Annotated in this window: 25 protein-coding genes; 4 read left to right on the forward strand and 21 right to left on the reverse strand. The window is 65.2% G+C overall.

Translation table 11 applies throughout. From position 1 onward, the window contains the following. Nucleotides 1-71: 71 nt before the first annotated feature. Nucleotides 72-773 (forward strand): Sir2 family NAD+-dependent deacetylase, encoded by a 702-nt coding sequence (gene cobB / locus GTK01_RS03730; protein WP_252924508.1) that lies wholly within the window; start codon nt 72-74, stop codon nt 771-773. On the opposite strand, the gene GTK01_RS03735 is transcribed toward cobB, so the two are convergent. The 10 genes from GTK01_RS03735 to aroC all read right to left on the reverse strand — a co-directional run bounded on the left by GTK01_RS03735 (nt 770) and on the right by aroC (nt 9867). Further along, the gene (locus GTK01_RS03735; RefSeq protein ID WP_252924509.1) at nt 770-2014 is read right to left on the reverse strand and encodes a class I SAM-dependent RNA methyltransferase; all 1245 of its coding nucleotides are present in this window, start codon (nt 2012-2014) and stop codon (nt 770-772) included. The two genes, cobB and GTK01_RS03735, sit on opposite strands and share 4 nt — an antisense overlap. Next, nucleotides 2011-2760, reverse strand: a complete 750-nt coding sequence (locus GTK01_RS03740; RefSeq protein WP_252924510.1) for a TlyA family rRNA (cytidine-2'-O)-methyltransferase — start codon at nt 2758-2760, stop codon at nt 2011-2013. The genes GTK01_RS03735 and GTK01_RS03740 overlap by 4 nt, the downstream gene beginning before the upstream one ends. After that, the gene (dxs, locus tag GTK01_RS03745) at nt 2757-4679 is read right to left on the reverse strand and encodes a 1-deoxy-D-xylulose-5-phosphate synthase (protein WP_252924511.1); all 1923 of its coding nucleotides are present in this window, start codon (nt 4677-4679) and stop codon (nt 2757-2759) included. The genes GTK01_RS03740 and dxs overlap by 4 nt, the downstream gene beginning before the upstream one ends. 61 nt (nt 4680-4740) lie before the next feature. Beyond that, nucleotides 4741-5661 (reverse strand): pirin family protein, encoded by a 921-nt coding sequence (locus GTK01_RS03750; protein ID WP_252924512.1) that lies wholly within the window; start codon nt 5659-5661, stop codon nt 4741-4743. A gap of 16 nt (nt 5662-5677) precedes the next feature. Then, the gene (locus GTK01_RS03755; RefSeq protein WP_252924513.1) at nt 5678-6070 is read right to left on the reverse strand and encodes a PIN domain-containing protein; all 393 of its coding nucleotides are present in this window, start codon (nt 6068-6070) and stop codon (nt 5678-5680) included. Beyond that, nucleotides 6067-6330, reverse strand: coding sequence for a type II toxin-antitoxin system Phd/YefM family antitoxin (locus GTK01_RS03760; RefSeq protein ID WP_252924514.1), 264 nt, complete (start codon nt 6328-6330; stop codon nt 6067-6069). The genes GTK01_RS03755 and GTK01_RS03760 overlap by 4 nt, the downstream gene beginning before the upstream one ends. A gap of 65 nt (nt 6331-6395) precedes the next feature. After that, a complete protein-coding gene (locus GTK01_RS03765) occupies nt 6396-6653 on the reverse strand; it encodes an exodeoxyribonuclease VII small subunit (protein WP_371924262.1) in 258 nt (85 codons plus the stop codon). Nucleotides 6654-6655: 2 nt separating this feature from the next. Continuing rightward, entirely contained in the window at nt 6656-7582 is a 927-nt protein-coding gene (locus tag GTK01_RS03770; RefSeq protein ID WP_252924516.1) for a histone deacetylase family protein, read from the reverse strand. 74 nt (nt 7583-7656) lie between these two features. Beyond that, nucleotides 7657-8757, reverse strand: coding sequence for a 3,4-dihydroxy-2-butanone-4-phosphate synthase (ribB, locus tag GTK01_RS03775; RefSeq protein WP_252924517.1), 1101 nt, complete (start codon nt 8755-8757; stop codon nt 7657-7659). Between the two features lie 18 nt (nt 8758-8775). Continuing rightward, nucleotides 8776-9867, reverse strand: a complete 1092-nt coding sequence (aroC, locus tag GTK01_RS03780) for a chorismate synthase (RefSeq protein WP_252924518.1) — start codon at nt 9865-9867, stop codon at nt 8776-8778. A 145-nt stretch (nt 9868-10012) separates the two neighbouring features. Here aroC and GTK01_RS03785 point away from each other — a divergent pair, with 145 nt between their 5' ends. After that, complete coding sequence (locus tag GTK01_RS03785; RefSeq protein ID WP_252924519.1) at nt 10013-10261, forward strand: DUF1344 domain-containing protein; 249 nt, start codon at nt 10013-10015, stop codon at nt 10259-10261. Here the strand turns inward: GTK01_RS03785 and GTK01_RS03790 are convergent, their stop codons facing one another. The 4 genes from GTK01_RS03790 to GTK01_RS03805 all read right to left on the reverse strand — a co-directional run bounded on the left by GTK01_RS03790 (nt 10262) and on the right by GTK01_RS03805 (nt 13298). After that, complete coding sequence (locus GTK01_RS03790) at nt 10262-10849, reverse strand: histidine phosphatase family protein (protein WP_252924520.1); 588 nt, start codon at nt 10847-10849, stop codon at nt 10262-10264. It lies immediately after the preceding gene. 83 nt (nt 10850-10932) lie between these two features. Further along, nucleotides 10933-11745, reverse strand: coding sequence for an enoyl-ACP reductase FabI (fabI, locus tag GTK01_RS03795; protein WP_252924521.1), 813 nt, complete (start codon nt 11743-11745; stop codon nt 10933-10935). 92 nt (nt 11746-11837) lie between these two features. Beyond that, the gene (locus GTK01_RS03800) at nt 11838-12803 is read right to left on the reverse strand and encodes a DnaJ C-terminal domain-containing protein (RefSeq protein ID WP_252924522.1); all 966 of its coding nucleotides are present in this window, start codon (nt 12801-12803) and stop codon (nt 11838-11840) included. Between the two features lie 81 nt (nt 12804-12884). Continuing rightward, entirely contained in the window at nt 12885-13298 is a 414-nt protein-coding gene (locus GTK01_RS03805; protein ID WP_252924523.1) for an RT0821/Lpp0805 family surface protein, read from the reverse strand. A gap of 67 nt (nt 13299-13365) precedes the next feature. Between GTK01_RS03805 and pdxH the strand changes: the two genes are divergently transcribed. Further along, complete coding sequence (gene pdxH, locus GTK01_RS03810) at nt 13366-13980, forward strand: pyridoxamine 5'-phosphate oxidase (RefSeq protein ID WP_252924524.1); 615 nt, start codon at nt 13366-13368, stop codon at nt 13978-13980. Nucleotides 13981-13983: 3 nt separating this feature from the next. On the opposite strand, the gene GTK01_RS03815 is transcribed toward pdxH, so the two are convergent. Together GTK01_RS03815 and GTK01_RS03820 are read right to left on the reverse strand one after the other, a co-directional pair. Next, entirely contained in the window at nt 13984-14733 is a 750-nt protein-coding gene (locus GTK01_RS03815; RefSeq protein WP_252924525.1) for a crotonase/enoyl-CoA hydratase family protein, read from the reverse strand. Nucleotides 14734-14741: 8 nt separating this feature from the next. Beyond that, nucleotides 14742-16514 (reverse strand): acyl-CoA dehydrogenase, encoded by a 1773-nt coding sequence (locus tag GTK01_RS03820; protein WP_252924526.1) that lies wholly within the window; start codon nt 16512-16514, stop codon nt 14742-14744. An 86-nt stretch (nt 16515-16600) separates the two neighbouring features. Between GTK01_RS03820 and GTK01_RS03825 the strand changes: the two genes are divergently transcribed. After that, the gene (locus tag GTK01_RS03825) at nt 16601-16819 is read left to right on the forward strand and encodes a hypothetical protein (protein WP_252924527.1); all 219 of its coding nucleotides are present in this window, start codon (nt 16601-16603) and stop codon (nt 16817-16819) included. Nucleotides 16820-16825: 6 nt separating this feature from the next. On the opposite strand, the gene scpA is transcribed toward GTK01_RS03825, so the two are convergent. The 5 genes from scpA to GTK01_RS03850 are packed head-to-tail and all read right to left on the reverse strand — an operon-like array spanning nt 16826 to nt 23051. Then, on the reverse strand, nt 16826-18964 hold the full coding sequence (gene scpA / locus GTK01_RS03830) for a methylmalonyl-CoA mutase (RefSeq protein WP_252924528.1): 2139 nt from the start codon (nt 18962-18964) through the stop codon (nt 16826-16828). Nucleotides 18965-18968: 4 nt separating this feature from the next. Then, nucleotides 18969-20972: an acetyl/propionyl/methylcrotonyl-CoA carboxylase subunit alpha gene (locus GTK01_RS03835; protein ID WP_252924529.1), complete on the reverse strand. Its 2004-nt coding sequence runs from the start codon at nt 20970-20972 to the stop codon at nt 18969-18971. 40 nt (nt 20973-21012) lie between these two features. Then, on the reverse strand, nt 21013-21291 hold the full coding sequence (locus GTK01_RS03840) for a DUF2442 domain-containing protein (RefSeq protein ID WP_252924530.1): 279 nt from the start codon (nt 21289-21291) through the stop codon (nt 21013-21015). After that, on the reverse strand, nt 21272-21508 hold the full coding sequence (locus GTK01_RS03845) for a DUF4160 domain-containing protein (protein ID WP_252924531.1): 237 nt from the start codon (nt 21506-21508) through the stop codon (nt 21272-21274). Before GTK01_RS03845 ends, GTK01_RS03840 begins: the two co-directional genes overlap by 20 nt. Before the next feature lie 10 nt (nt 21509-21518). Then, nucleotides 21519-23051, reverse strand: a complete 1533-nt coding sequence (locus tag GTK01_RS03850) for an acyl-CoA carboxylase subunit beta (RefSeq protein ID WP_252924532.1) — start codon at nt 23049-23051, stop codon at nt 21519-21521. Nucleotides 23052-23059 lie beyond the last annotated feature (8 nt).

Below are 23059 nucleotides of genomic sequence, written 5' to 3' on the forward strand. Positions count from 1 at the left end.
CCTCCTATGGCTCGAACTTTTCCACTGGTGCTCAATCTATGCCCAATTCACGCTCATTTCAAGAAAGCTCCATGACACGATATTCGCGCATCGTCATCCTCACCGGCGCCGGGATCTCGGCCGAATCGGGCGTCGACACGTTTCGCGCCAAGGACGGCATCTGGTCGAAGATCGACTATCGCGACGTGGCGACGCCGCAGGGCTTTGCGCGCGATCCCGACCGGGTGCACGAATTCTACAACGAGCGGCGGCGCGGGCTCGTTTCTGTCTCCCCCAACGCCGCGCATGCGGCGCTGGCGCGGCTCGAGCGGGAATTCGCCGGCAACGTCCTTCTCGTGACGCAGAACATCGACGATCTGCATGAGCGGGCGGGCTCGTCGCGGCTGATCCACATGCATGGCGAACTTGTCCGCGCGCTTTGCGCCAATTGCGGCCAGCGGCACGACTGGCCGGGCGACATGGATGTCGGCCATTCCTGCCCTGCATGCCACTCGGCCGGATATCTGCGCCCGGATGTCGTCTGGTTCGGCGAGATGCCCTACAAGATGGAGCGCATCTCGGCCGCGATCGCGCTGTGCGACCTGTTCGTGTCGATCGGCACCAGCGGCAACGTCTATCCGGCGGCCGGCTTCGTCGAGGAGGCGAGGATTGCCGGGGCGCATACGGTCGAGCTCAATCTGGAGCCTTCCGAGGGGCGCAGCCATTTCGCCGAAGCGCAATACGGCCGTGCGACGGAGATCGTGCCGGCATTCGTGGAAAAGCTGCTGGGCTAGCGCCGCTTCCTCGGTTTTTCCAGCAAGGCCACGGCTTCCACATGCGGCGACCAGAGGAACTGGTCGACGGGCGTCACGGATTTCAGCGCGTAACCGCCAGAGATCAGGATTTCGAGGTCGCGGGCGAGCGTGACGGAGTTGCACGAGACGGCGGCGACGTATGGCACCGCCGAGCGCGCGATCTGCTTCGCCTGGTCTTCAGCGCCCGCGCGCGGCGGGTCGAAGACGAGACCGTCGAAGCGGGCGTCGAGTTCCTTGTAGGTGAGCGGCCGGCGAAAGAGGTCGCGCTTTTCGCTCGTGACGGTCTTGAGCCCCTCGCCGAACCGGAACGCGCGGTCGAGCGCGGCGAGCGCCGGCGCGTCGCCCTCGACGGCGTGGACCTGGCTGCGCCTTGCCAGCCTGAGCGCGAACGTGCCCCAGCCGGAAAACAGATCGACGACGGTCTTCGCCTTGCGCAGATGATCGGTGACGAGCATCGCCATCGCATTCTCGGCATGGGCGACGGCCTGCACGAAGGCGCCGGGCGGCGGCATGACCAGGACTTCGCCAGCAGTCATCACCGGCTTCTTCGGCTCGATGACGATCTCGCCGTCAAAGCTCACGCGCGCGAAGCCGGCGCTGAGCGCGAAGCGTGAAGCTGCGTGGCGCGCATCGTCGGTGAGCTTGCCGGCCTCGCGCAGTTCGATGTCGAGGCCGGTTTCGGTGGCGGTGACGGCCATGCGGAAGGCGTCGCCGGTGCTGGCGAGGATGCGGGCGAGTTCGCGCAGTGCGTCCAGTGCGGAGACGATGGCCGGAACCGAGATCGGGCATTCTTCAATGTCGACGATCTGGTGCGACAGGGCCTGGTTGTAGCCGAGCAGCATGCCGCGCTCGGTGCGGCGCAAGGCGAAGACGACGCGGCGGCGCGAGTGCGGCGGGCAGGCGACGATGTCGCCGACGGCCGTCTCGATCCCCCTGCCCTTCAATGCGGCGACGACCTTCTTGCGCTTCCAGGCGAGATAGGCGGGCATTGCCATGTGCTGAAGCGCACAACCGCCGCAGGTTCCAAAATGGCGGCAGACAGGCGCGACGCGCTCGGGCGACGGGTCGAGCACGGCGAGGAGATCGGCCCGGCCCTTGCCGACCGACGCCGTGACGCGCTCGCCGGGCAGCGTGAAGGGCACGAAGACCTGGCCGCTGCCGGTGTGCGCGACGCCATCGCCCTGCGCGCCCAGATGGTCGATGGTGAGCGCGGTGCTCATCGTTCTTTCACTCCGGCCAGCAGAAATTCGCGGTTGCCGTCGCCGCCCTCGATGGGCGACGGGACGAGCCCGGTCGCCCGCCAACCGGGCACGGCATCTAACCATGCGCGCAGGTTCTCGGCGACGGTTTGCGCCTGCGCCGGATCGCGCAGCAGGCCGCCCTTGCCGATCGCATCGCGGCCCGCCTCGAATTGCGGCTTGACCAGGAAGACACCGCGCGCGCCGGGCGCCGCAAGCGCGAGCGCAGGCGGCAAGGCCAGCTTGAGCGAGATGAAGGAAACGTCGGAAACGAGGAAATCAGGCGCAATGCCGTTCAGGTGCTCGGCCGCCAGATCGCGCGCGTTGAGCCGCTCGATCGAGGTCACGCGCGGATCGGCGGCGAGGCTTGCATCCATCTGATCATGGCCGACATCGATGGCGAAGACATGCGCCGCGCCGCGGTCGAGCAGGACCTGCGTGAAGCCGCCGGTCGAGGCGCCGATATCGAGCGCGGTTGCGCCGGCAGGATCGAGATTGAAGGTATCGAGCGCGTGGACGAGCTTCAGCGCTGCGCGGGAAACATAATCCTGCGCCGGGTCGTCGACGGCGATCTGGGCATCCGCAGCGACGCCGAGCCCGGGTTTGGCGATGACCGTGCCGGTCACCGAGACCGTGCCGCGCAGGATCGCGTCACGCGCCCGCGAGCGCGAGGCGAAAAGCCCGCGCGTGACGAGCAGTTCGTCGAGGCGAATCTTTTCCGCGCTCACGCGCTGGCGGCTGCGCGGTCGCGGCCCAATGCGGCGAAGACGGTGCGCACGATGCCGGCGGAATCGAGCCCCGCATCGGCATACATCTTTTCGGGCTTCGCGTGGTCCGTGAACTCGTCCGGCAAAATCAGCGGGCGCACCTTGATGCCGGTCTCGAGCAGGCCGTCATGAGCGAGGAAGTGCAGGACGTGGCTGGCGAAGCCGCCGATCGCGCCTTCCTCGACGGTGATCAGCACCTCGTGGTCACGCGCAAGGCGCCGGACCAGATCCTCGTCGAGCGGCTTGGCGAAGCGGGCGTCCGCGACCGTGGTGGAGAGACCTGCCGCGTCGAGTTCCTCGGCGGCGAGAAGGCAGTCCGCCAGCCGCGTTCCGAAGGACAGGAGCGCGACCTTGGTGCCTTCCTTGACGATGCGGCCCTTGCCGAGGGCGAGAATTTCGCCGCGTGCGGGCATCTCGACGCCGACGCCGTTGCCGCGCGGGTATCGGAAGGAGATGGGGCCGTCATCATAGGCGACGGCGGTGCGCACCATGTGCTTGAGTTCCGCCTCGTCGGCGGCGGCCATGACGACAAAGCCGGGCAGCGAAGCGAGATAGGTGACGTCGAACGCGCCGCAATGGGTCGCGCCGTCGGCGCCGACGAAGCCGGCCCGGTCGATAGGAAAGCGCACCGGCAGTTTCTGGATCGCCACGTCGTGGACGACCTGGTCGTAAGCGCGCTGGAGGAAGGTCGAGTAGATGGTCGCGAAGGGCTTGAAGCCCTCGGTCGCAAGGCCGGCGGCGAAGGTGACGCCATGCTGTTCGGCGATGCCGACATCGAAAGTGCGGTCCGGGAACTCCTTGCCGAAATGGTCGAGCCCGGTGCCGGACGGCATGGCGGCCGTGACCGCGACGATCTTCTCATCCTCGCGCGCTTCCTGGATCAGCGCGTCGGCGAAGACCTTGGTATAGGCCGGCGCATTGGCTGGCGCCTTGGCCTGCGCACCCGAGATGACGTCGAACTTCGAGACGCCGTGATACTTGTCGGCGGCTTCCTCGGCGGGGGCGTAGCCCTTGCCCTTCTTGGTCACGACATGGATCAGGATCGGCCCGTCGCCATGGTCGCGGACATTCTTCAGGACCGGAACGAGGTGTTCCAGATTGTGGCCGTCGATCGGGCCGATATGGAAGAAGCCCATTTCCTCGAAGAGCGTTCCGCCGGTGACGTAGCCGCGCGCATGCTCGACGGCGCGGGTGATCGCCTTGTCTGCGCGTTTGCCCAGGTATGAGGTCAGCTTCTTGCCGATGTCGCGGATGCCGGCATAGGTGGAGCCAGAGGCGAGGCGCGCCAGATAGTGGCTCATCGCGCCGGAGGGCGGGGCGATCGACATGTCGTTGTCGTTCAAGATGACGATCAGCCGCGCGTCGAGCGCACCGGCATTGTTCATCGCCTCATAGGCCATGCCGGCAGACATTGCGCCGTCGCCGATGACGGCGATGACGTTGTTCTTGCCACCGGCAAGATCGCGCGCGACGGCCATGCCGAGACCGGCGGAGATCGAGGTGGAGGAATGCGCCGCGCCGAACGGGTCGTATTCGCTCTCGGAGCGCTTGGTGAATCCCGAAAGGCCGTTTTCCTGGCGCAAGGTGCGGATGCGGTCGCGGCGGCCAGTCAGGATCTTGTGCGGATAGGCCTGATGGCCGACATCCCAGATGATGCGGTCCGCCGGTGTGTCGAACACATAGTGAAGCGCGACGGTCAGCTCGACGACGCCCAGACCCGCGCCCAGATGCCCGCCCGTCTGCGAAACGGCGTCGATCAGCTCGTGACGCAGTTCCTCGGCCAGTTGCAGCAGGTCGCCTTCCTTCAGACGGCGAAGGTCCGCCGGAACCTTGACCTGATCCAGAAGCGGCGTTTGGGGGGGTGATTTCACAGGTGCCATGATCTCTCGTCGCGCGTTACCGGGGAAATAGTGGCTCGCTTGCCGAAAGTAAATGCGACGCTCAGTTGTCGGGAAGCGGAATGCGCTCCTCGGCGTCGCCTGGCACGATGTCAAACTGCCCGGTGCGCCATTCTTCCTTCGCCTGCTCGATCCGCTCTTTGGACGAGGAGACGAAGTTCCACCAGATGTAGCGACGCGAGCCGAGCGAGGCGCCGCCGAAGAGCATGAAATGCGCACCGCGTTCCGATCCGACGACGATCTCGTCGCCCTGGCGGAAGACGAGAAGCTGGTTCTCCGCAAAGCGGTCGCCGGCGATCGTGACCTCGCCATCGAGGACGTAGATGGCGCGCTCTTCGGCATCGGCGGGAATGGGAATGCGCCCACCCGGCTTCAGGCGAATGTCGGCGTAGAGCGTGTCGGAGGCAGTGCGTACCGGCGCCTTGAGGCCGGAAAAAGAGCCGATGACGACACGGCCGGTCGCCTCCTCGCCGTCGATCTTCGGCAGTTCCGCGCGGCTCGTGTTCTCGAAAAGCGGCGCAACCTCTTCCTTGTCCTCCGGCAGAGCAAGCCAAGTCTGGAGGCCGGAAATCGAAAGCGGGCCTCCGCGCAGTTCCTCCGGCGAGCGCTCCGAATGGACGATGCCGCGCCCCGCCGTCATCAGGTTCACGTCGCCCGGTTCGATGACCATTTCAGTGCCGAGCGAATCACGATGCCTGATTTTGCCGTCGAACAGGTAAGTGACGGTCGCAAGCCCGATATGCGGATGCGGGCGCACGTCGAGCGCCTGGCCCGCACGCAAAATGGCGGGCCCCATGCGGTCGAAGAAGATGAAGGGACCGACCAGGCGGCGGCGTGCGGAGGGCAGTGCGCGGCGGACTTCCAGCCCACCAATGTCATGGGTGCGCGGGATGATCAGCGTTTCGATGGCATCGCAGGCGAACGCGTCGCCGGCAGCGGGGTCGGTTCCGGGGAAGAAGCTCATGGGTTCCTGCCTCGTCTCATTGCCAAGTCAGCAGAGCAACATCGTATTGCGCCAAATGCCGATCGTATGTGACGAATTGCATACCTTCAACGATGGCTTGAGCGAGCATCAAACGGTCGAACGGATCAGCGTGAAGAAGCGGCAAGCGCTCGACGAAGGCGGCGTGTTCAGGCGTTACATCCAGAAGATCGAATCCTGTCGCCTGGAATTCAATAACTGCCTCGTAGCCTGAGAACGGCGGCGCGTCAGGGCGCATCAGCGGATGCTTGATTGAAATTTCCCAGACAGCGGCTGCCGAAACCCAAATCGATCCGGAATTCGCGACAATCGCATCCTGGATATGCGGAGGTATTCTTTCAGGCGTCGTGGCCGCCCAGATCGCGACATGGGTGTCGAGCAGAAGCTTCACGTCTTCTGCTTTTCACCGCTGAAGAACATCGTCTCGACCTCCGCATCAAGCGCCTGGAAGGCTTCATAGTCGAGTGACGGATATTTCCCTTTCGCGTGCCCAAAGCGAATCGTCTTCGTACCTGGCGCGCTGAGCGGAACAAGTTTAGCCGCCGGCTTGCCATTGCGCGCAATGATGATTTCGCTTTCCACGCCGCTCTCGACCGCTTCGACGAGACGGGACAACGACGTTTTGGCTTCCAGCATATTGACGGTCGACATCGCCGCCTCCTTAGCTAATCCTGACTAAGATAGCGTTGCTGGACGTCATTCGCAAGCTTTGTCCGCTACTCCCCGTCGAGCGGCTCCGTGCCCATCGGCTTGCCGTCGCGCGACAGACGGATTTTCTCGACCTTGTCCTCGGCGGCCTTGAGAAGCTGGTCGCAATGGGCCTTCAGGGCTTCGCCGCGCTCGTAGATGCGGATCGACTGGTCGAGCGGAACGTCGCCGCGCTCCAAGTCGTCGACGATGCGTTCGAGCGCTTCCAGCGCCTGTTCGAAGCTCATCGCCTTGATGTCGGCATTCGGCGCGGTTTGGTCGGTCATGGTCATCCCTTCATCAGGCGGGCGATGTGGACGGCGGCCGAGAAGGCCAGGCCCTGCAGGTCGTAACCGCCTTCGAGCAGCGACACGAGGCGGTTGTTCGAATGGCGCGCGGCGCGCTCCATGAGTTCGCCCGTCGCCCAGTCGAAATCGTCTTCGGTCAGGTTGATCTCGGCGAGCGGATCGCGGTGATGCGCGTCGAAGCCGGCGGAGATGATGATGAGGTCCGGCCGGAATTCGTCCAGCGCTGGAAGCACGCGCGCATTGAACGCTTCACGGAAGGTTTCGCTGCCGGTGCCCGGATTAAGCGGGGCGTTGACGATGTTGCCGGCGCCCGTCTCGGACTTCGCGCCGGTGCCGGGATAAAGCGGCATCTGGTGCGTGGAGCAGTAGAGAACGGACGGGTCGTCGTAGAAGATGTCCTGCGTGCCGTTGCCGTGATGGACGTCCCAGTCGACGATGGCGACGCGTTCGGCGCCGTGGGCCTTCTGGGCATGGCGGGCGGCGATGGCGGCGTGGTTGATGAGGCAGAACCCCATCGCCGTCACCTTCTCGGCATGGTGGCCGGGCGGGCGCGAGGCGACGAAGACGTTGTCGGCGCGGCCGGCGAAGACGTCGTCCACGGCCGCATTGGCAGCGCCGACGGCGGTGAGTGCCGCTTCGAGGCTCTTCGGGCTGACGGTCGTGTCACCATCGATGCTTGCCAGGCCCTCCGAGGGGATCAGCGCTCGGATCTTGTCGACATGGCTTTGCGGGTGGGCGTAGAGCACGGTTTCAATGTCGCCCATCGGCGACAGGTGCCGGTCGAGCCGCTCGAAGGCCTCCGCCTCCAGTGCGCGTTCAAGGGCGCGCAGCCGGTCCGGCCGCTCCGGGTGGCCGGCGGGCATCAGATGCTCGAGATAGATCGGGTGAGTGTAGAGACGTGTGACCATGGGCGCTTGATATAGGGCCGATCGGGGCGCGTGACCACGCCCCGATTTCACTTCGCCCCGAAGATCAACAGCGATCAGCTCTGGATGAGCTCGGTCGACGCGATTTCGATGCCGAAACCCTCAAGGCCGATATAGTGGCGCGGGCGCGAGGCCAGAAGCCGGATCGAGGAGATGCCGAGATCGCGCAGGATCTGCGCGCCAAGGCCGATCTCGCGCCATTCATCCTCGCGCACCAACGCTTCCTCATGCGCCTCGCGCTCGCCCATCGGCCGGTTGCGCGCACTGTGCGCGACGCCAACCGAGCCCTCGCGCAGATAGACGAGGACCCCGCGTTGGTTGCCGAATTTCGACAGAAGGTCCTTGAGCTCGGTACCCGCGCCGAACACGTCGGCGACGACATCTTCGGTGTGGAGGCGAACCGGAACGTCGCGGCCGTCACGAATGTCGCCGAAGACGATGGCGAGGTGGTGCATCGTGTCCCATGGCAGGCGATAGGTCAGGGCGCGCGCATTGCCGCCGGGCGTCTCGATCTCAAAATCGGAAATGCGCTCGATCAGGGTTTCCTGTCGCTGGCGATAGGCGATCAGGTCGGCGACGGAGACCTCCTTGAGGCCATGCTGGCGGGCAAAACCTTGCACCTGCGGGCCGCGCATCACCGTGCCGTCATCGTTGACGAGCTCGCAGATGACGCCGACGGGCGGCAGGCCGGCGAGCTTGCACAGGTCCACGGCGGCCTCGGTGTGGCCAGAGCGCATGAGCACCCCGCCCTCGCGCGCGACGAGCGGGAAGATGTGGCCGGGACGGACGAAATCGGCCGCGCCGACATTGCCGTTGGCAAGGTTTCGAGCCGTCAGCGTGCGATCCTCGGCCGAGATGCCGGTGGTCGTGCCGTGCTTGAAGTCGACCGAGACGGTGAAGGCGGTCGAATGCGGCGCGTCGTTGTCGGCGACCATGGGGTTCAAGTTCAGCCGCTTGGCGTCCTCGCGCGTCATGGGCGTGCAGACGATGCCCGAAGTGTGGCGGACGATGAAGGCCATTTTCTCGGGCGTGCAATGAACGGCGGCGACGATCAGGTCGCCCTCGTTCTCACGGCCGTCATCGTCCATGACGACGACGATCTCGCCGCGCTCGAAGGCGCGGATGGCTTCGACGGTCTTTTGCTGATCGTAAGGCATGGAATGAGGGAACCCTGACTAGATGCGGCCCGTCTGGCCGCGATGTCTCAAATAATGATCCGCGATCGCGCATGCGACCATGGCTTCGCCGATCGGCACGGCGCGGATGCCGACGCAGGGGTCGTGCCGACCCTTGGTGCGCACGTCCACTTCCTGGCCCTCGACGTCGATCGACTGGCGCGTGTTGAGGATCGACGAGGTGGGCTTGACGGCAAAGCGCGCGACGACCGGCTGGCCGGTCGAGATGCCGCCCAGGATGCCGCCGGCCTTGTTGGACAGGAAGCGCGGGCCGTCATTGCCCATGCGCATCTCGTCGGCGTTTTCTTCGCCGGTGATGCGCGCGGCCTCGAACCCATTGCCGATCTCGACGCCCTTGACGGCGTTGATCGACATCAGGCCCGAGGCGATCTCCTGGTCGAGCTTGGCATAGATCGGCGCGCCGAGGCCGGCGGGGACGCCCTCCGCGACGATCTCGACGATCGCGCCGACCGAGGAGCCGGCCTTGCGGATGCCGTCGAGATACTCCTCGAAGACGGAAACCGACTGCGGGTCGGGCGTGAAGAAGGGGTTTTCCGGCGACTGGACGAAATCCCAGTCCCAGTTGGCGCGGTCGATGTCCTTCGTTCCCATCGCGACCAGCGCGCCGCGCACGACCATTCCCGGCACGACCTTGCGGGCGAGCGCGCCGGCAGCGACGCGGGCTGCCGTCTCGCGCGCGGAAGAGCGGCCGCCGCCGCGATAGTCACGCAGGCCGTACTTGACGTCATAGGTGTAGTCGGCATGGCCGGGACGGTATTGCCGCGCGATCTCGCCATAATCCTTGGAGCGCTGGTCGACATTCTCGATCAGCATCGAGACGGGCGTGCCGGTCGTGACCAGCTCCTCGCCGTCTTCGAGAACGCCGGACAGGATCCTCACCTGATCGGGCTCCTGGCGCTGGGTGACGAAGCGCGACTTGCCGGGACGGCGCCGGTCGAGATCGGCCTGGATGTCGGAGAGCTGGAACCTGATGCCGGGCGGGCAACCGTCGACCACGCAGCCGAGCGCCGGCCCGTGGCTTTCGCCCCAGGTCGTCACGCGAAAGAGATGCCCGAACGTGTTGTGCGACATGCTGGTCCCTGCCCCGGCGGCCCCTCAAGGGGCCGTTTTGCCACCGCTTCTATTGGCGTTTTCGCGGAGGGTCAAACCGCGCGGAGTTTTGACACATTGTTTCGATTCAAACATGGTGGTTCGATCATCCGGAGGTTTCCATCTGATGCGCAAGATCGCCCTTCTCACCGCCGCCGCCACGCTCTTCGCCTCGGCGGCCCTGGCCGCCAACGATGAAGGCTCGATCACCGCCATCGACCGCGAGGCGATGACGATCACGCTCGAGAACGGCAATGTCTACAAGCTGCCCGGCGAGTTCGACGTCGAGGCCATCTCGGAAGGGATGGACGTGCTGCTCGCCTATGAGGAGATCGAGGGCGAGAAACAGATCACGGACATGGATACGGGGAATTAGCTAGAGCCACTCCAGCGCTTCGCCGTCCCAGCGCAGCATCCTATCCTGCGGGATGACGAGCGCGGCGGCCTCATCCGCGCCCATGCCGCCGGCAATGCGGAAGACGGCACGGACGATGCCGCCATGGGTCACGCAAACGGTCGGCTGCGTGATTTCCTCGAAGAAGGGCCGGAAACGCGCCATCAGCCGATCGTAGCTTTCGCCGGAGGCGCCCGGCGGCACGAAATGCCATTTGTCGGCCTCGCGCTCGGCCGTGGAACCGGGCCTTCCCGCCTCCACCTCTTCCAGCGTCTTGCCCTGCCAGTCGCCGAAATGCACCTCGATGAGACGCGGGTCGGTGAGATAACCGCGGCGCGGCAAGCCGGCGCCGGCGCGCACGCGCTCCATCGTCTCGCAGGTGCGCTTCAATGGGCTCGCGACGAAACGGAACGAGCCGATGTCGGGCTGGAGCGAGGCCAACCGCTCGCCGTTCCGGTCGGCCTGCGCGCGGCCGACATCGTTCAAATCGGTGTCGGCCTGACCCTGCAGGCGCATGATTGCGTTCCAGTCGGTCTGGCCGTGCCGGATGAAATATGTGAGCGTTGCCATGGGCCGAATTAGCGCGACCCGTCACCGAGCCGCAAGTTACAGGCGGTCATTTGTTGGTGACCCAGCGCACGGTTGCCGCGCGCTCAGACCGTCGAGATGTCCGGCGCGTCAACCGCCTTCATGCCGACGACGTGATAGCCCGAATCGACGTGAAGCACCTCGCCCGTCATGCCCTTCGACATGTCGGAGAGAAGGTAGACGCCGGTCTGGCCGACTTCCTCGATGGTGACGGTGCGGCGCAGCGGCGCGTTGTACTCGTTCCACTTCAAGATGTAGCGGAAGTCGCCGATGCCCGACGCCGCCAGCGTCTTGATGGGACCTGCCGAGATCGCGTTGACGCGGATGTTCTTCGGGCCGAGGTCGACCGCAAGATACTGGACGCTCGCCTCGAGCGCGGCCTTGGCAACGCCCATGACGTTGTAGTTCGGCATCACCTTCTCGGCGCCGTAATAGGTCATGGTCAGGAGCGAGCCGCCCTCGGCCATGAGCTTTTCGGCGCGCTGCGCGACGGCGGTGAACGAATAGACCGAGATGTCCATCGTCTTCACGAAATTGCCGTGCGTCGTGTCAACATAGCGGCCGACGAGCTCGTCCTTGTCGGAAAAGCCGATGGCGTGGACGACGAAGTCGAGCTTGCCCCATCTGGCTTCGAGGTCGGCGAAGACGGCGTCGATCGTCGCCATGTCGGAGACGTCGCAATGGCCGGCCAGATGCGCGCCGAGTTCGGCGGCGAGCGGCTCGACGCGCTTCTTCAACGCGTCGCCCTGCCAGGTGAAGGCAAGCTCGGCGCCCTGTTCGGCGCAGGCCTTCGCGATGCCCCAGGCGATCGAGCGATTGTTCGCCACGCCCATGATGAGGCCGCGCTTGCCGGCCATCAATCCATTCCCACCTGCCATGTCATTCCCTCGACGCGATCACGATTGGACCGAGCCTATCGCATAGCGGGTGTGCGGCATCAAGCCGCGAGGCTGTCGAACGCTGCCTGGGATCAGGAGGCGCGGCGCGCGCGCATCAGGGCTTCCAGGTCCTCGTCGCGGTCCGGCGGCAGCATCACGGCGACATGGACATAAAGGTCGCCATGGCCGCCATGCTTCGTCGGCAGGCCCTTGCCCTTGAGGCGCAGGCGCTTGTCCGAACTCGACCAGGCGGGGATGGCGACCGCCAGACGCCCGGTCGGGGTTTCGACCGGCAGCTTGGCGCCCAGCACCGCGTCTTCCAGTGGAACCGGCAGGTCGACATGAAGGTCGCGACCCTCGATGCGGTAGAGCGGGTGCGGCTTGAAGCGGATCTTGACCAGCGCGTCGCCGGGCTCGCCAATGCCGAGCTGTTCGCCCTGTCCCTTGAGGCGGATCGTCTGCCCGTCCTCCAGGAAAGCCGGCAGCTTGACTGCGATCTTGCGCCCGTCGGGAAAGGCGGCGGTGACCTTGGCGGCGGTCGCCGCTTCCTCGATCGTCACCTCCAGCGTCACCTGCAGGTCGCTGCCGCGCGGCTGGCGGCGCTGGCCTGCTCCCGGCCGCGGACCTGCCTGTGCGCCGCCCCCCGGCCCGGCCCCCTGGCGAAACGCCTGCCCGAAGATGTGGGAAAAGATGTCGTCGCCCGCATCGCCGAACGGATCGCCGCCGCCTGCGGAGCGGAATTCGTAGCGCGCGCCGCCCGGACCGGCACCGGCGCGCCGAAAGCCCCCGAACGGGTCGCCGCCGCCGGCCGCGCCCTCAAAGCCGGTGAAACGCGGCTTGCCTGCCGCGTCGATCTCGCCACGGTCGAACTGGCGGCGCTTTTCGTCGTCGCCGACGATCTCATAGGCTTGGCTCGCCTCGGAGAAGCGCTCCTGCGCCTTCGGATCGTTGGCGTTCTGGTCCGGATGGTATTTTTTCGCCAGCTTCCGGTAAGCCGACTTGATGTCCTTGGCCGAGGCGTTCTTGGCAACGCCCAGGACCTGATAGGGATCGCGCATGAATTGCCTGCCCGAATTGAGGATTGGTTGTCCGCTATATGAGCATGCCGGCGAAAAGTTTCCAGATTTTCCCGACGCGCCTCAAAGCTTGTCGAAGGCCGTCATCGCCCACATGCCGCCCGAGGCGAGGCAGGATTCGCCCTGGTAGAGCGCGATGCCGTCGAAACTTTCGCGCGTCGCCTCGAAGCGGCGGCAGCGCGCGCCCCCGTCGCTGTGCTCGCTGATCTGGCGCAGCGCCCCGCGCGAGCCCGTCTCGGCATTCGCCCAAGCCAGCGCGTCTGGCGCGCCAGCTTCCAAATCGAGCGCGGAGACGACGTTGCGAATGGTCGCCGCGTCGGAGAGTTCCGTCGCATCCTTCGGCGCCTCGGTCTTCCTGACCGAGCCGGTGACGATGGACGTATCCTTGGCGACGTCCTCGAGCGTGACGCCGCGCGAGCCGCAGGCGGCCAGGCAAAGCGCCATCGTGGCCAGCAAAATGGGGCGTCGTGCCGTCATCACCATCGCTTGCAACGGGTGCAACAATGCGTCATCTCCTAGGAATTACGCGCGCAGAGGTTCTAGAATGTCGGATGCACAGTTAACAAACACTGATTTCACCGAAGCGACCGAGCCCTATCGCCTTTTCGCCGACTGGCTGAGGGATGCCGAGAAGAGCGAGGTCAACGACCCCAACGCACTGGCGCTCGCGACGGTCGACCCCGACGGACTGCCCAATGTGCGCATGGTGCTGCTGAAGGGTTTCGACGAGCACGGCTTCGTCTTCTACACCAATTTCGAAAGCGCCAAGGGCCGTGAAATACTCGGTTCGATGAAGGCGGCGATGTGCTTTCACTGGAAGAGCCTTCGCCGGCAGGTGCGCGTGCGCGGGCCGGTCGAGATCGTCACGGACGCCGAAGCCGACGCCTATTACGCGACGCGGCCGCGCGGCAGCCGGATCGGCGCCTGGGCATCGGCGCAATCGCGCCCGCTCGAAGGCCGGTTCGCGCTGGAAAGAGCGGTCGCCGAATATACCGCCAAGCATGCGATCGGCGAGATTCCGCGCCCGGCGCACTGGTCCGGCTTCCGCATCAAGCCGGTGGAGATCGAATTCTGGCACGACCGCCCCTTCCGCCTGCACGACCGTCTGCAGTTCAAGCGCGAGGGCGATGGCTGGGGGAAGCAGCGGCTTTATCCGTGAGGGCTATTTCTTCCGGCTCATGAAGGCCATGAAGGCGTTGCGGGCTTCTTCGGATTTGAGGCGGCTGCGAAACTGGACGCCTTCTTCCTCGATCCGGGCAATCAGCGGAGCGCGGTCGCCCAGAAGGAAATCGCGTGCGATCCTGAGCGCTTCCGGCGGTTTCGAGGCAATTCGTTCGGCGGCTTCAAAGACCGCGCCTTCCAGTTCGGCTTCCGACACGACAGCGTAGATCAGGCCGACATCCTTCGCGCGCTCGGCCGAAAATCCCTCGCCCAGCCCCAGCAGCGCGAACGCCTGCTGGCGCCCGATGACGGCCGGCGCGAGCAGGCTCGAGCCTGCCTCGGGAACGAGGCCGAGATCAACGAAAGGGGTGCGGAACTCGGTGCGCGGGGTAGCGAAAGTCAGGTCGCAGTGAAGGTTGATCGTGGTGCCGATGCCGACCGCGATGCCGTCGACGCCGGAGACGATCGGCTTTTGCGATTTCGCCAGCGCCAGCAGGAAATCATAGACCTCGCTGCCACCCTCGCCGCCCGTCGCGACCGTCATGAAATCGGCGAGGTCGTTGCCCGACGAGAACGCCCCCGGCACGCCGAGGATGACGTGGCAGCGTATATCCGGGTCGCTGTCGCCAGCCGTCAGCGCCTGCGCCATCTCGGCATACATCGCGCGCGTGATCGCGTTCTTCTTGTCCGGCCGGTTCATGCGGATGGACTGGACCGGGCCGCGGCGCTCGATCTGGACAAATTCGTTCATCGTCGTTCCTAACTTGCCAGAGCCGCGCCGGCTTCGCGAAGGCTCGGCGCGCCCTCGACCACGCGGCGGCGAAGCGCGGCGGTTTCCTCGATCAGGTTCTCGGCATAGAAGCGGCAAAGCGGGATGCGCTTGCCGCTCTCGTCGGCCACCGCGCCGCGCGCGAGATATGCGCCGCCAGCTGCCAGCGCGAAAAGCCGAAGATAGGGCGTTGCGCCAGCCAGCGCCTCCTCGGTGCGTCCGCCGTCGAGCGCTTCCTGAAGCCAGGCGGTTGCCTCGGCCAGATCATTCAGCGCCGCCTCGCATTTTTCCGCCGTCGCGCCAAAGCCGTCGCGGTTGGAGGTGCGCACCGCTTCGATGTCGGCATGAAGCTCGTCGATGAAGCGCAGCACATGCTTGCCGCCGCCGAGCGGCAGCTTGCGCGTGACGAGGTCGATCGCCTGGATGCCGTTGGTGCCCTCGTAAATCGGCGCAATGCGCGCATCGCGATAAAGCGCAGCCGCGCCCGTTTCCTCGATGAAGCCCATGCCGCCATGGATCTGCAGGCCGACCGAGGCCATCTCCACACCGATGTCGGTTGAAAAGGCCTTGGCGACCGGGGTCAGGAGACCGGCGCGGTCGGTCCAGTAAGCAGCGTCGTCGCCGCCGGCATGGCTCATGTCGATCGCATGGGCGCACGAGTAGCAGATGGCGCGCGAGACCTGCGTCAGCGCCTTCATGGTCAGAAGATTGCGCATCACATCCGGGTGATGGACGATCGGCGCCATGCCCTCGCCCGCATGGCCGGGCGCCTTGCCCTGGCGGCGGTCGAGCGCATAGGCATGCGCCTTCTGGAACGCGGCTTCAGCGACCGCGACGCCCTCGATGCCGACCGCGAGCCGCGCATTGTTCATCATGGTGAACATGCAGGCGAGACCGCGATTCTCCTCGCCGACGAGATAGCCGACCGCGCCCTTTTCCTCGCCCTCGACGAAGCCGTCACCGAAGATCATCGTGCAGGTGGGCGAGGCGTGGATGCCGAGCTTATGCTCGATGGAAGCGCAAAAAGCGTCGTTTCGACGGCCGAGCGTGCCGTCCGCGTTGACCAGGAATTTCGGCACCAGGAAGAGCGAGATACCGCGCGTTCCGGCCGGCGCGTCAGGCAAGCGCGCGAGGACGAGGTGCACGATGTTGTCGGTGTAGTCGTGCTCGCCATAGGTGATGAAGATCTTCTGGCCGAAGACGCGATAGGTGCCGTCATCGGCGCGCGTCGCGCGGGTGCGCAGCGCGGCTAGGTCGGAGCCTGCCTGCGGCTCGGTCAGGTTCATCGTGCCGGTCCATTCGCCGGAAACGAGCTTTGCCAGATAGGTCGCCTTGAGTTCGTCCGAGCCGTGTTTCGCCACGGCCTCGGCTGCGCCGGCCGTCAGCGTCGGGCAGAGCGCGAAGGCGATGGAGGCCGAGTTCCACATCTCCATCGCCGCCATGGCGAGCATGGTCGGCAGGCCCTGGCCGCCGAATTCCTCCGGGCCGGACAGCCCGTTCCATCCGCCTTCGATCCAGTGGCGGTAAGCATCGCGCCAGCCGGGCGGCGTGGTGACCGCCGCATCCTTCCAGACCGCGCCGATCTCGTCGCCGACCTTGTAGAGGGGGCTGAGTTCCTCGGAGGCGAAGCGGCCGGCTTCGCCGAGTATCGCATCGACCAGATCCGCCGAAAGATCGCCGAGACTTCCCTCCGCCATCGCCCTGTCGAGCCCCGCGACATGTTTCAACGTGAATGCGATGTCGTCGACGGGCGCGCGATACATAAGCTTTCCTCCGGCTCGAATGCGTGGCAACCATGGCTAGTTTTTTTTGACGTTTACGTCAAACTGGAACCGAAACGGAGATAGCCATGCTGGCGCGCCCCGAAACGAATTTCTGCGTCGAATGCCGCCGCCGCTACGGCGATCCGGGCTTCTGGTACTATCACGGCCGGATCGAAGACGGCCCGGCCTATTTCTGCGACGAGGGCATCCTGTGCTCGCCCGCATGCTCGATGAAACAGATCGAGCGCCGCCGCGCCGCCGGCACCTACCCGCACGCGCCGGCCCGTGATCCGTTCGAGCCGTAGGCACGCTCAGGTGTTGCGACGCTTGCCCTCCATCAGGTCGATCACGGCGCGGGCGGCGTCGAGCACGTTGGTGCCGGGGCCAAACACGGCGGCGACGCCATTGTCGATGAGGAACTGGTAGTCCTGGCGCGGGATGACGCCGCCGACGACCACGATCACATCCTCCGCGCCCCTCTTCTTCAGCGCCTCGACGAGTTGCGGCGCGAGCGTCTTGTGGCCGGCGGCGAGCGACGACATGCCGACGACATGCACCTTTTGCGCCACCGCCATCTCGGCCGCCTCGCCCGGCGTCTGGAAGAGCGGGCCGGCGAGGACATCGAAGCCGATGTCGCCGAACGCCGAGGCGATGATCTTGGCGCCGCGGTCGTGGCCGTCCTGGCCGAGCTTGGCGACCATCACCTTCGGCGTTTCGCCGAGCGCCTTCGCCAGGCCATCGAGCCGCTCGACCAGCGTCTCGTATTCCGGCTCGCCCTCATAGGCGGGGCCGTAGACGTTGCGCACGACTTTCGGCACTGCCGTATGGTCGCCGAAGGCTTCGCGCAATGCATCCGATATCTCGCCGAGCGTGGCGCGGGCCCGCGCGGCCTCGACAGCGGCCTCCAGGATGTTGCCCTTTCCGGTGCGCGCGACATCGCGCAACGCGGCGATGGTTTCCTCCCACTTCTTTGGGTCGCGCTGTCGGCGGGTCTTCTCGATGCGCGCGATCTGCGACTCGCGAACGGCCCTGTTGTCGATATCGAGAATGTCGAGATCGTCTTCGGTCTCGAGCCGGTACTTGTTGACGCCGACGATCACCTCGTCGCCGCGGTCGATTGCGGCCTGCTTGCGCGTCGCCGCTTCCTCGATCAGACGCTTGGGGTAGCCGTCATTGACCGCCTTGGTCATGCCGCCCATCGCCTCGATCTCCTCGATCAGCGCCCAGGCCTTTTCGGCAAGGTCGTTGGTCAGGCTCTCGACATAGTAGGAGCCGGCGAGCGGATCGACGACCTTCGTGACGCCGGTCTCGTGCTGCAGGATCAGCTGCGTGTTGCGCGCGATGCGGGCGGAAAACTCCGTCGGCAGCGCGATCGCCTCGTCGAGCGCGTTGGTGTGCAGCGACTGCGTGCCGCCGAGCGCGGCCGACATCGCCTCGTAGGCAGTGCGGATGACGTTGTTGTAGGGATCCTGCTCCTGCAACGACACGCCCGACGTCTGGCAATGGGTGCGCAGCATCAGCGACGATTGTTTCTTCGGCTCGAACTCTTCCATGATCCGTGTCCAAAGCAGGCGCGCGGCGCGCAGCTTGGCGGCTTCCATGAAGAAGTTCATGCCTATTGCGAAGAAGAAGGACAGGCGACCCGCGAACGCATCGACGTCCAGCCCCTTGGCGAGCGCCGCGCGGACATATTCGCGCCCGTCGGCCAGCGTGAAGGCGAGTTCCTGAACCAACGTCGCGCCGGCTTCCTGCATGTGGTAGCCGGAAATGGAGATCGAGTTGAACTTCGGCATCTCCTTCGCGGTGTATTCGATGATGTCCGCGATGATCCGCATCGAGGGTTCGGGCGGATAGATGTAGGTGTTGCGGACCATGAACTCCTTGAGGATGTCGTTCTGGATGGTCCCGGAGAGCTCGGCGCGCGAGACGCCCTGTTCCTCGCCTGCGACGATGAAATTGGCGAGGATCGGAATCACGGCGCCGTTCATGGTCATCGACACGGAAATCTCGGCCAGCGGAATGCCGTCGAAGAGGATCTTCATGTCCTCGACCGAATCGATCGCCACGCCGGCCTTGCCGACATCGCCCTCGACGCGCGGATGGTCCGAATCGTAGCCGCGATGGGTGGCGAGGTCGAAGGCGACCGAGACGCCCTGCTGGCCGGCCGCCAGCGCCTTGCGGTAGAAGGCGTTCGACGCCTCGGCGGTGGAAAAGCCCGCATATTGCCGGATCGTCCAGGGCCGGCCCGTATACATCGTCGCGCGCGGCCCGCGCAGGAACGGCTTTTGGCCCGGCAGCGAGTGGATGTGGTCGAGCCCGGCGATGTCGTCGGCCGTGTAGACCGGCTTGACCGCGATGCCTTCGGGCGTGTTCCAGACCAGCGTGTCAGGGTCGCGCTTGACTTCCTTTTCGGCGGCCTTGCGCCACGTTTCGAGCCTGGGGTTGGTCATGACCTTACTCGAACTCCAAAATCATCTCGTCCACGGCAAGGCTCGCGCCCGCCTCCACGGCAACCGACTTGACGACGCCGCGGCGCTCCGCGCGCAGGACGTTTTCCATCTTCATGGCCTCGACGGTGGCGAGCGGCTGGCCGTCCTCGACCGTGTCGCCGACCTTGACTGCGATCGACGTCACCACGCCCGGCATCGGGCACAGCAACATCTTCGAGGTGTCCGGCGGCAGCTTTTCGGGCATCAGGCGAGCCAGCGCGGCAATGCGCGGGGTGCGAACATGCACCTTCTCGTCGATGCCCTTCCAGCGCAGGCGCCAGCTCGAATTGACGCGATCGATCTTCACGCCCACCGGCTCGCCGTCGACGGTGAAGCGCGCATGGCTCTTGCCGGGCAGCCAATCCGACCTGACCTCGACCGCCTTGTCGGGACCGAAGGAGACCAGCACCTTGCCGCCCTCCTCGCGCAGGAAGCATTCGAATTCGCTCTCGCCCATCGCGACGATCCAGTCACGGCCGACGGCGCGGCGGTGATTGTCCATGCCGCCGGAAATCAGCACGTCGCGCTTCTGGCTGCGCCAGTTGACGAAGGCGGCGACCGCGGCCAGCACGCGACCGTCAGCGGCATCCGGCGCGACGCCCTTGAAGCCTTCGGGAAACTCCTCGGCGATGAAAGCCGTCGTCAGGCGGCCGTCGCGGAAGCGCTCGTGCTCCATGACCGCCGACAGGAACGGCAGGTTGTGGCCGATGCCCTCGACCTCGAAATCGTCGAGCGCGGCGCTCATCGCGTCGATGGCCGCCAGCCGGTCGGGCGCCCAGGTGCACAGCTTGGCGATCATCGGATCATAATACATCGAAATCTCGCCGCCCTCGAAGACCCCGGTGTCGTTGCGCACGATCGTACCGTCCTCAAGCGTGCCTTCGGCCGGCGGCCGATAGCGCGTCAAGCGGCCGATCGAGGGCAGGAAGTTGCGGAACGGGTCTTCAGCGTAAAGGCGGCTTTCGATCGCCCAGCCGTTGAGCGAAATTTCGTCCTGCGCCATGCGCAGCTTCTCGCCGGCGGCAACGCGGATCATCTCCTCGACCAGGTCTATGCCGGTGATCAGTTCCGTCACCGGATGCTCGACCTGCAGGCGCGTGTTCATTTCGAGGAAATAGAAATTGCGGTCGCCATCGACGATGAACTCGACCGTGCCGGCCGAGAAATAGCCGACGGCCTTCGCCAGCGCGACCGACTGCTCGCCCATCGCCTTGCGCGTGGCCTCGTCGAGGAACGGCGACGGCGCCTCCTCGATGACCTTCTGGTTGCGCCGCTGGATGGAGCATTCGCGCTCGCCGAGATAGAGAACGTTGCCGTGCTGGTCGCCCAGAACCTGGATTTCGATATGGCGCGGCTGGGTGACGAATTTCTCGATGAAGATGCGGTCGTCGCCGAACGAGTTCTTCGCCTCGTTCTTCGAAGACTGGAAGCCCTCGCGCGCCTCCGCGTCGTTCCATGCGATGCGCATGCCCTTGCCGCCGCCGCCGGCCGAGGCCTTGATCATCACAGGGTAGCCGATCGAGGCCGAAATCGTCACCGCCTCGTCGGCATCGGCGATCAGACCCATATGGCCCGGCACGGTCGAAACCCCGGCCTCGGCTGCGAGCTTCTTCGACGTGATCTTGTCGCCCATCGCTTCGATGGCCTTGACGGGCGGGCCGATGAAGGCGACGCCTTCCTTCGCAAGCGCCTGCGCGAACAGCGGATTTTCCGACAGGAAGCCATAGCCCGGATGGACCGCATCGGCGCCGGTCTTGCGGATCGCGTCGATGATCTTTTCGATGACGATATAGGATTGGTTGGACGGCGCCGGCCCGATATGCACCGCCTCGTCCGCCATCTTCACATGCAGCGCGTCGCGGTCGGCGTCGGAATAGACGGCGACCGTCGCGATGCCCAGCTTCTTCGCCGTCTTGATGACCCGGCAGGCAATCTCGCCGCGATTGGCGATGAGGATTTTCTTGAACATTCTTTTCTGTCTCACATCACGGGAGAAAAACGGAAGATGGTCATTCGGCGGCCTGTGCGGGCGGCATCGCACCGGGTGCCTTGCGGCCCTTGAGCATTCCTTCGACGCTCAAATCCTCGTCGATGGCCGGCCAGTGCAAGCCATAGGGCGAAAGCTCGATCCGGTTGCGCTCTTCGTCTCCCGCCCTCAGCAGACGGGGATACCACCACAGCGGCGTCACGAGACGTACGCCATCTGCAAGCGTCACCACGAGTTCGTGATCCGTGCAATGCGCGGCAACGGGCTCGATCAGGTCCTCATCAATTTCCAAAGTGCTCATGCCATCGCTCCAGAAATTCGCCTCGATGTTCTTCGACCACCTTCGTCAGAACTTTCAGTTCCTGCGCCGTACAGCGCCTGTTTCTCGCGATCTCGAGGCTGTTCAGCCAGATTTTCGTTTCCTTGCGGTCCTTACGCACATGGATATGCGGCGGTTCGACTGCATCCAAACTATAGAATAGAAACTTCCATCCCTTCCATTCGAAGACCGTCGGCATCCGCCGATCCCTAAAGCGGAATCGTGTCGTGCTTCTTCCATGGCTGCTCCAGCTTCTTGGAGCGCAGCATGGCGAAGGCGCGGGCGATGCGCTTGCGGCTCGAATGCGGCATGATCACCTCGTCGATGAAGCCGCGCTCTGCCGCCTTGAACGGGTTGGCGAAGTTGGTCTCATACTCTTTCGTGCGCGCGGCGATCTTCTCCGGATCGCCGAGTTCCGAACGATAGAGAATCTCGGTCGCGCCCTTGGCGCCCATCACGGCGATCTCGGCGGTGGGCCAGGCGTAATTGACGTCGGCGCCGATATGCTTCGAGGCCATGACGTCATAGGCGCCGCCATAGGCCTTGCGGGTGATCAGCGTCACCATCGGCACCGTCGCCTGGCTGTAGGCGAAGAGCAGTTTCGCGCCGTGCTTGATGACGCCGCCATATTCCTGCGCGGTGCCCGGCAGGAAGCCTGGCACGTCGACCAGCGTCAGGATCGGGATCGAGAACGCGTCGCAAAAGCGCACGAAGCGCGCAGCCTTGCGGCTTGAATCGATGTCGAGGCAGCCGGCCAGCACCATCGGCTGGTTGGCGACGACGCCGACCGTCTGGCCCTCCATGCGCATGAAGCCGGTGATGATGTTGCGGGCAAAGGCTTCCTGGATCTCGAAGAACTCGCCTTCGTCGGCGAGCGCGTGGATCAGTTCCTTCATGTCGTAGGGTTTGTTCGCCGAGTCGGGGATCAGCGTGTCGAGCCGATCCTCGATGCGCGCCGGGTCGTCGTGGAACGGACGGACAGGCGGCTTCTCGCGGTTATTGAGCGGCAGGAAATCGAACAGCCGGCGCACTTCCTCCAGCGCGATGACGTCGTTGTCGAAGGCGCCGTCGGCAACGGACGATTTTTGCGTGTGGGTGCGCGCGCCACCCAGTTCCTCGGCGGTGACGATCTCGTTCGTCACCGTCTTCACCACATCCGGCCCGGTGACGAACATGTAGGAAGAATCGCGCACCATGAAGATGAAGTCGGTCATCGCCGGCGAGTAGACCGCACCGCCCGCGCATGGTCCCATGATGACGGAAATCTGCGGCACGACGCCGGATGCGTCCACATTGCGCTTGAAGACGTCGGCATAGCCGCCGAGCGAGGCGACGCCTTCCTGGATGCGCGCGCCGCCTGAATCATTGAGGCCGATGACCGGCGCGCCGTTGCGCACCGCCATGTCCATGATCTTGCAGATTTTCTGGGCGTGCGTTTCCGAAAGCGAGCCGCCAAGAACGGTAAAATCCTGGGAGAAAACGTAGACGAGGCGGCCGTTGATCGTGCCCCAGCCGGTGACAACGCCGTCGCCGGAAAATTTCTGCTCGGCCATGCCGAAATCGGTCGTCCGGTGCACGACATACATGTCGTATTCCTCGAACGATCCCTCGTCGAGCAGGACCTCGACGCGCTCGCGGGCGGTGAGCTTGCCCTTGGCGTGCTGCGCGTCGATGCGCTTCTGGCCACCGCCGAGCCGCGCCTGCGAACGCCGCTCCTCCAACTGTTCGAGAACTGCGCGCATCAGCGAAA

This window comes from Aliihoeflea sp. 40Bstr573, assembly GCF_024105655.1.
Taxonomy (GTDB): Bacteria; Pseudomonadota; Alphaproteobacteria; order Rhizobiales; family Rhizobiaceae; genus Aliihoeflea.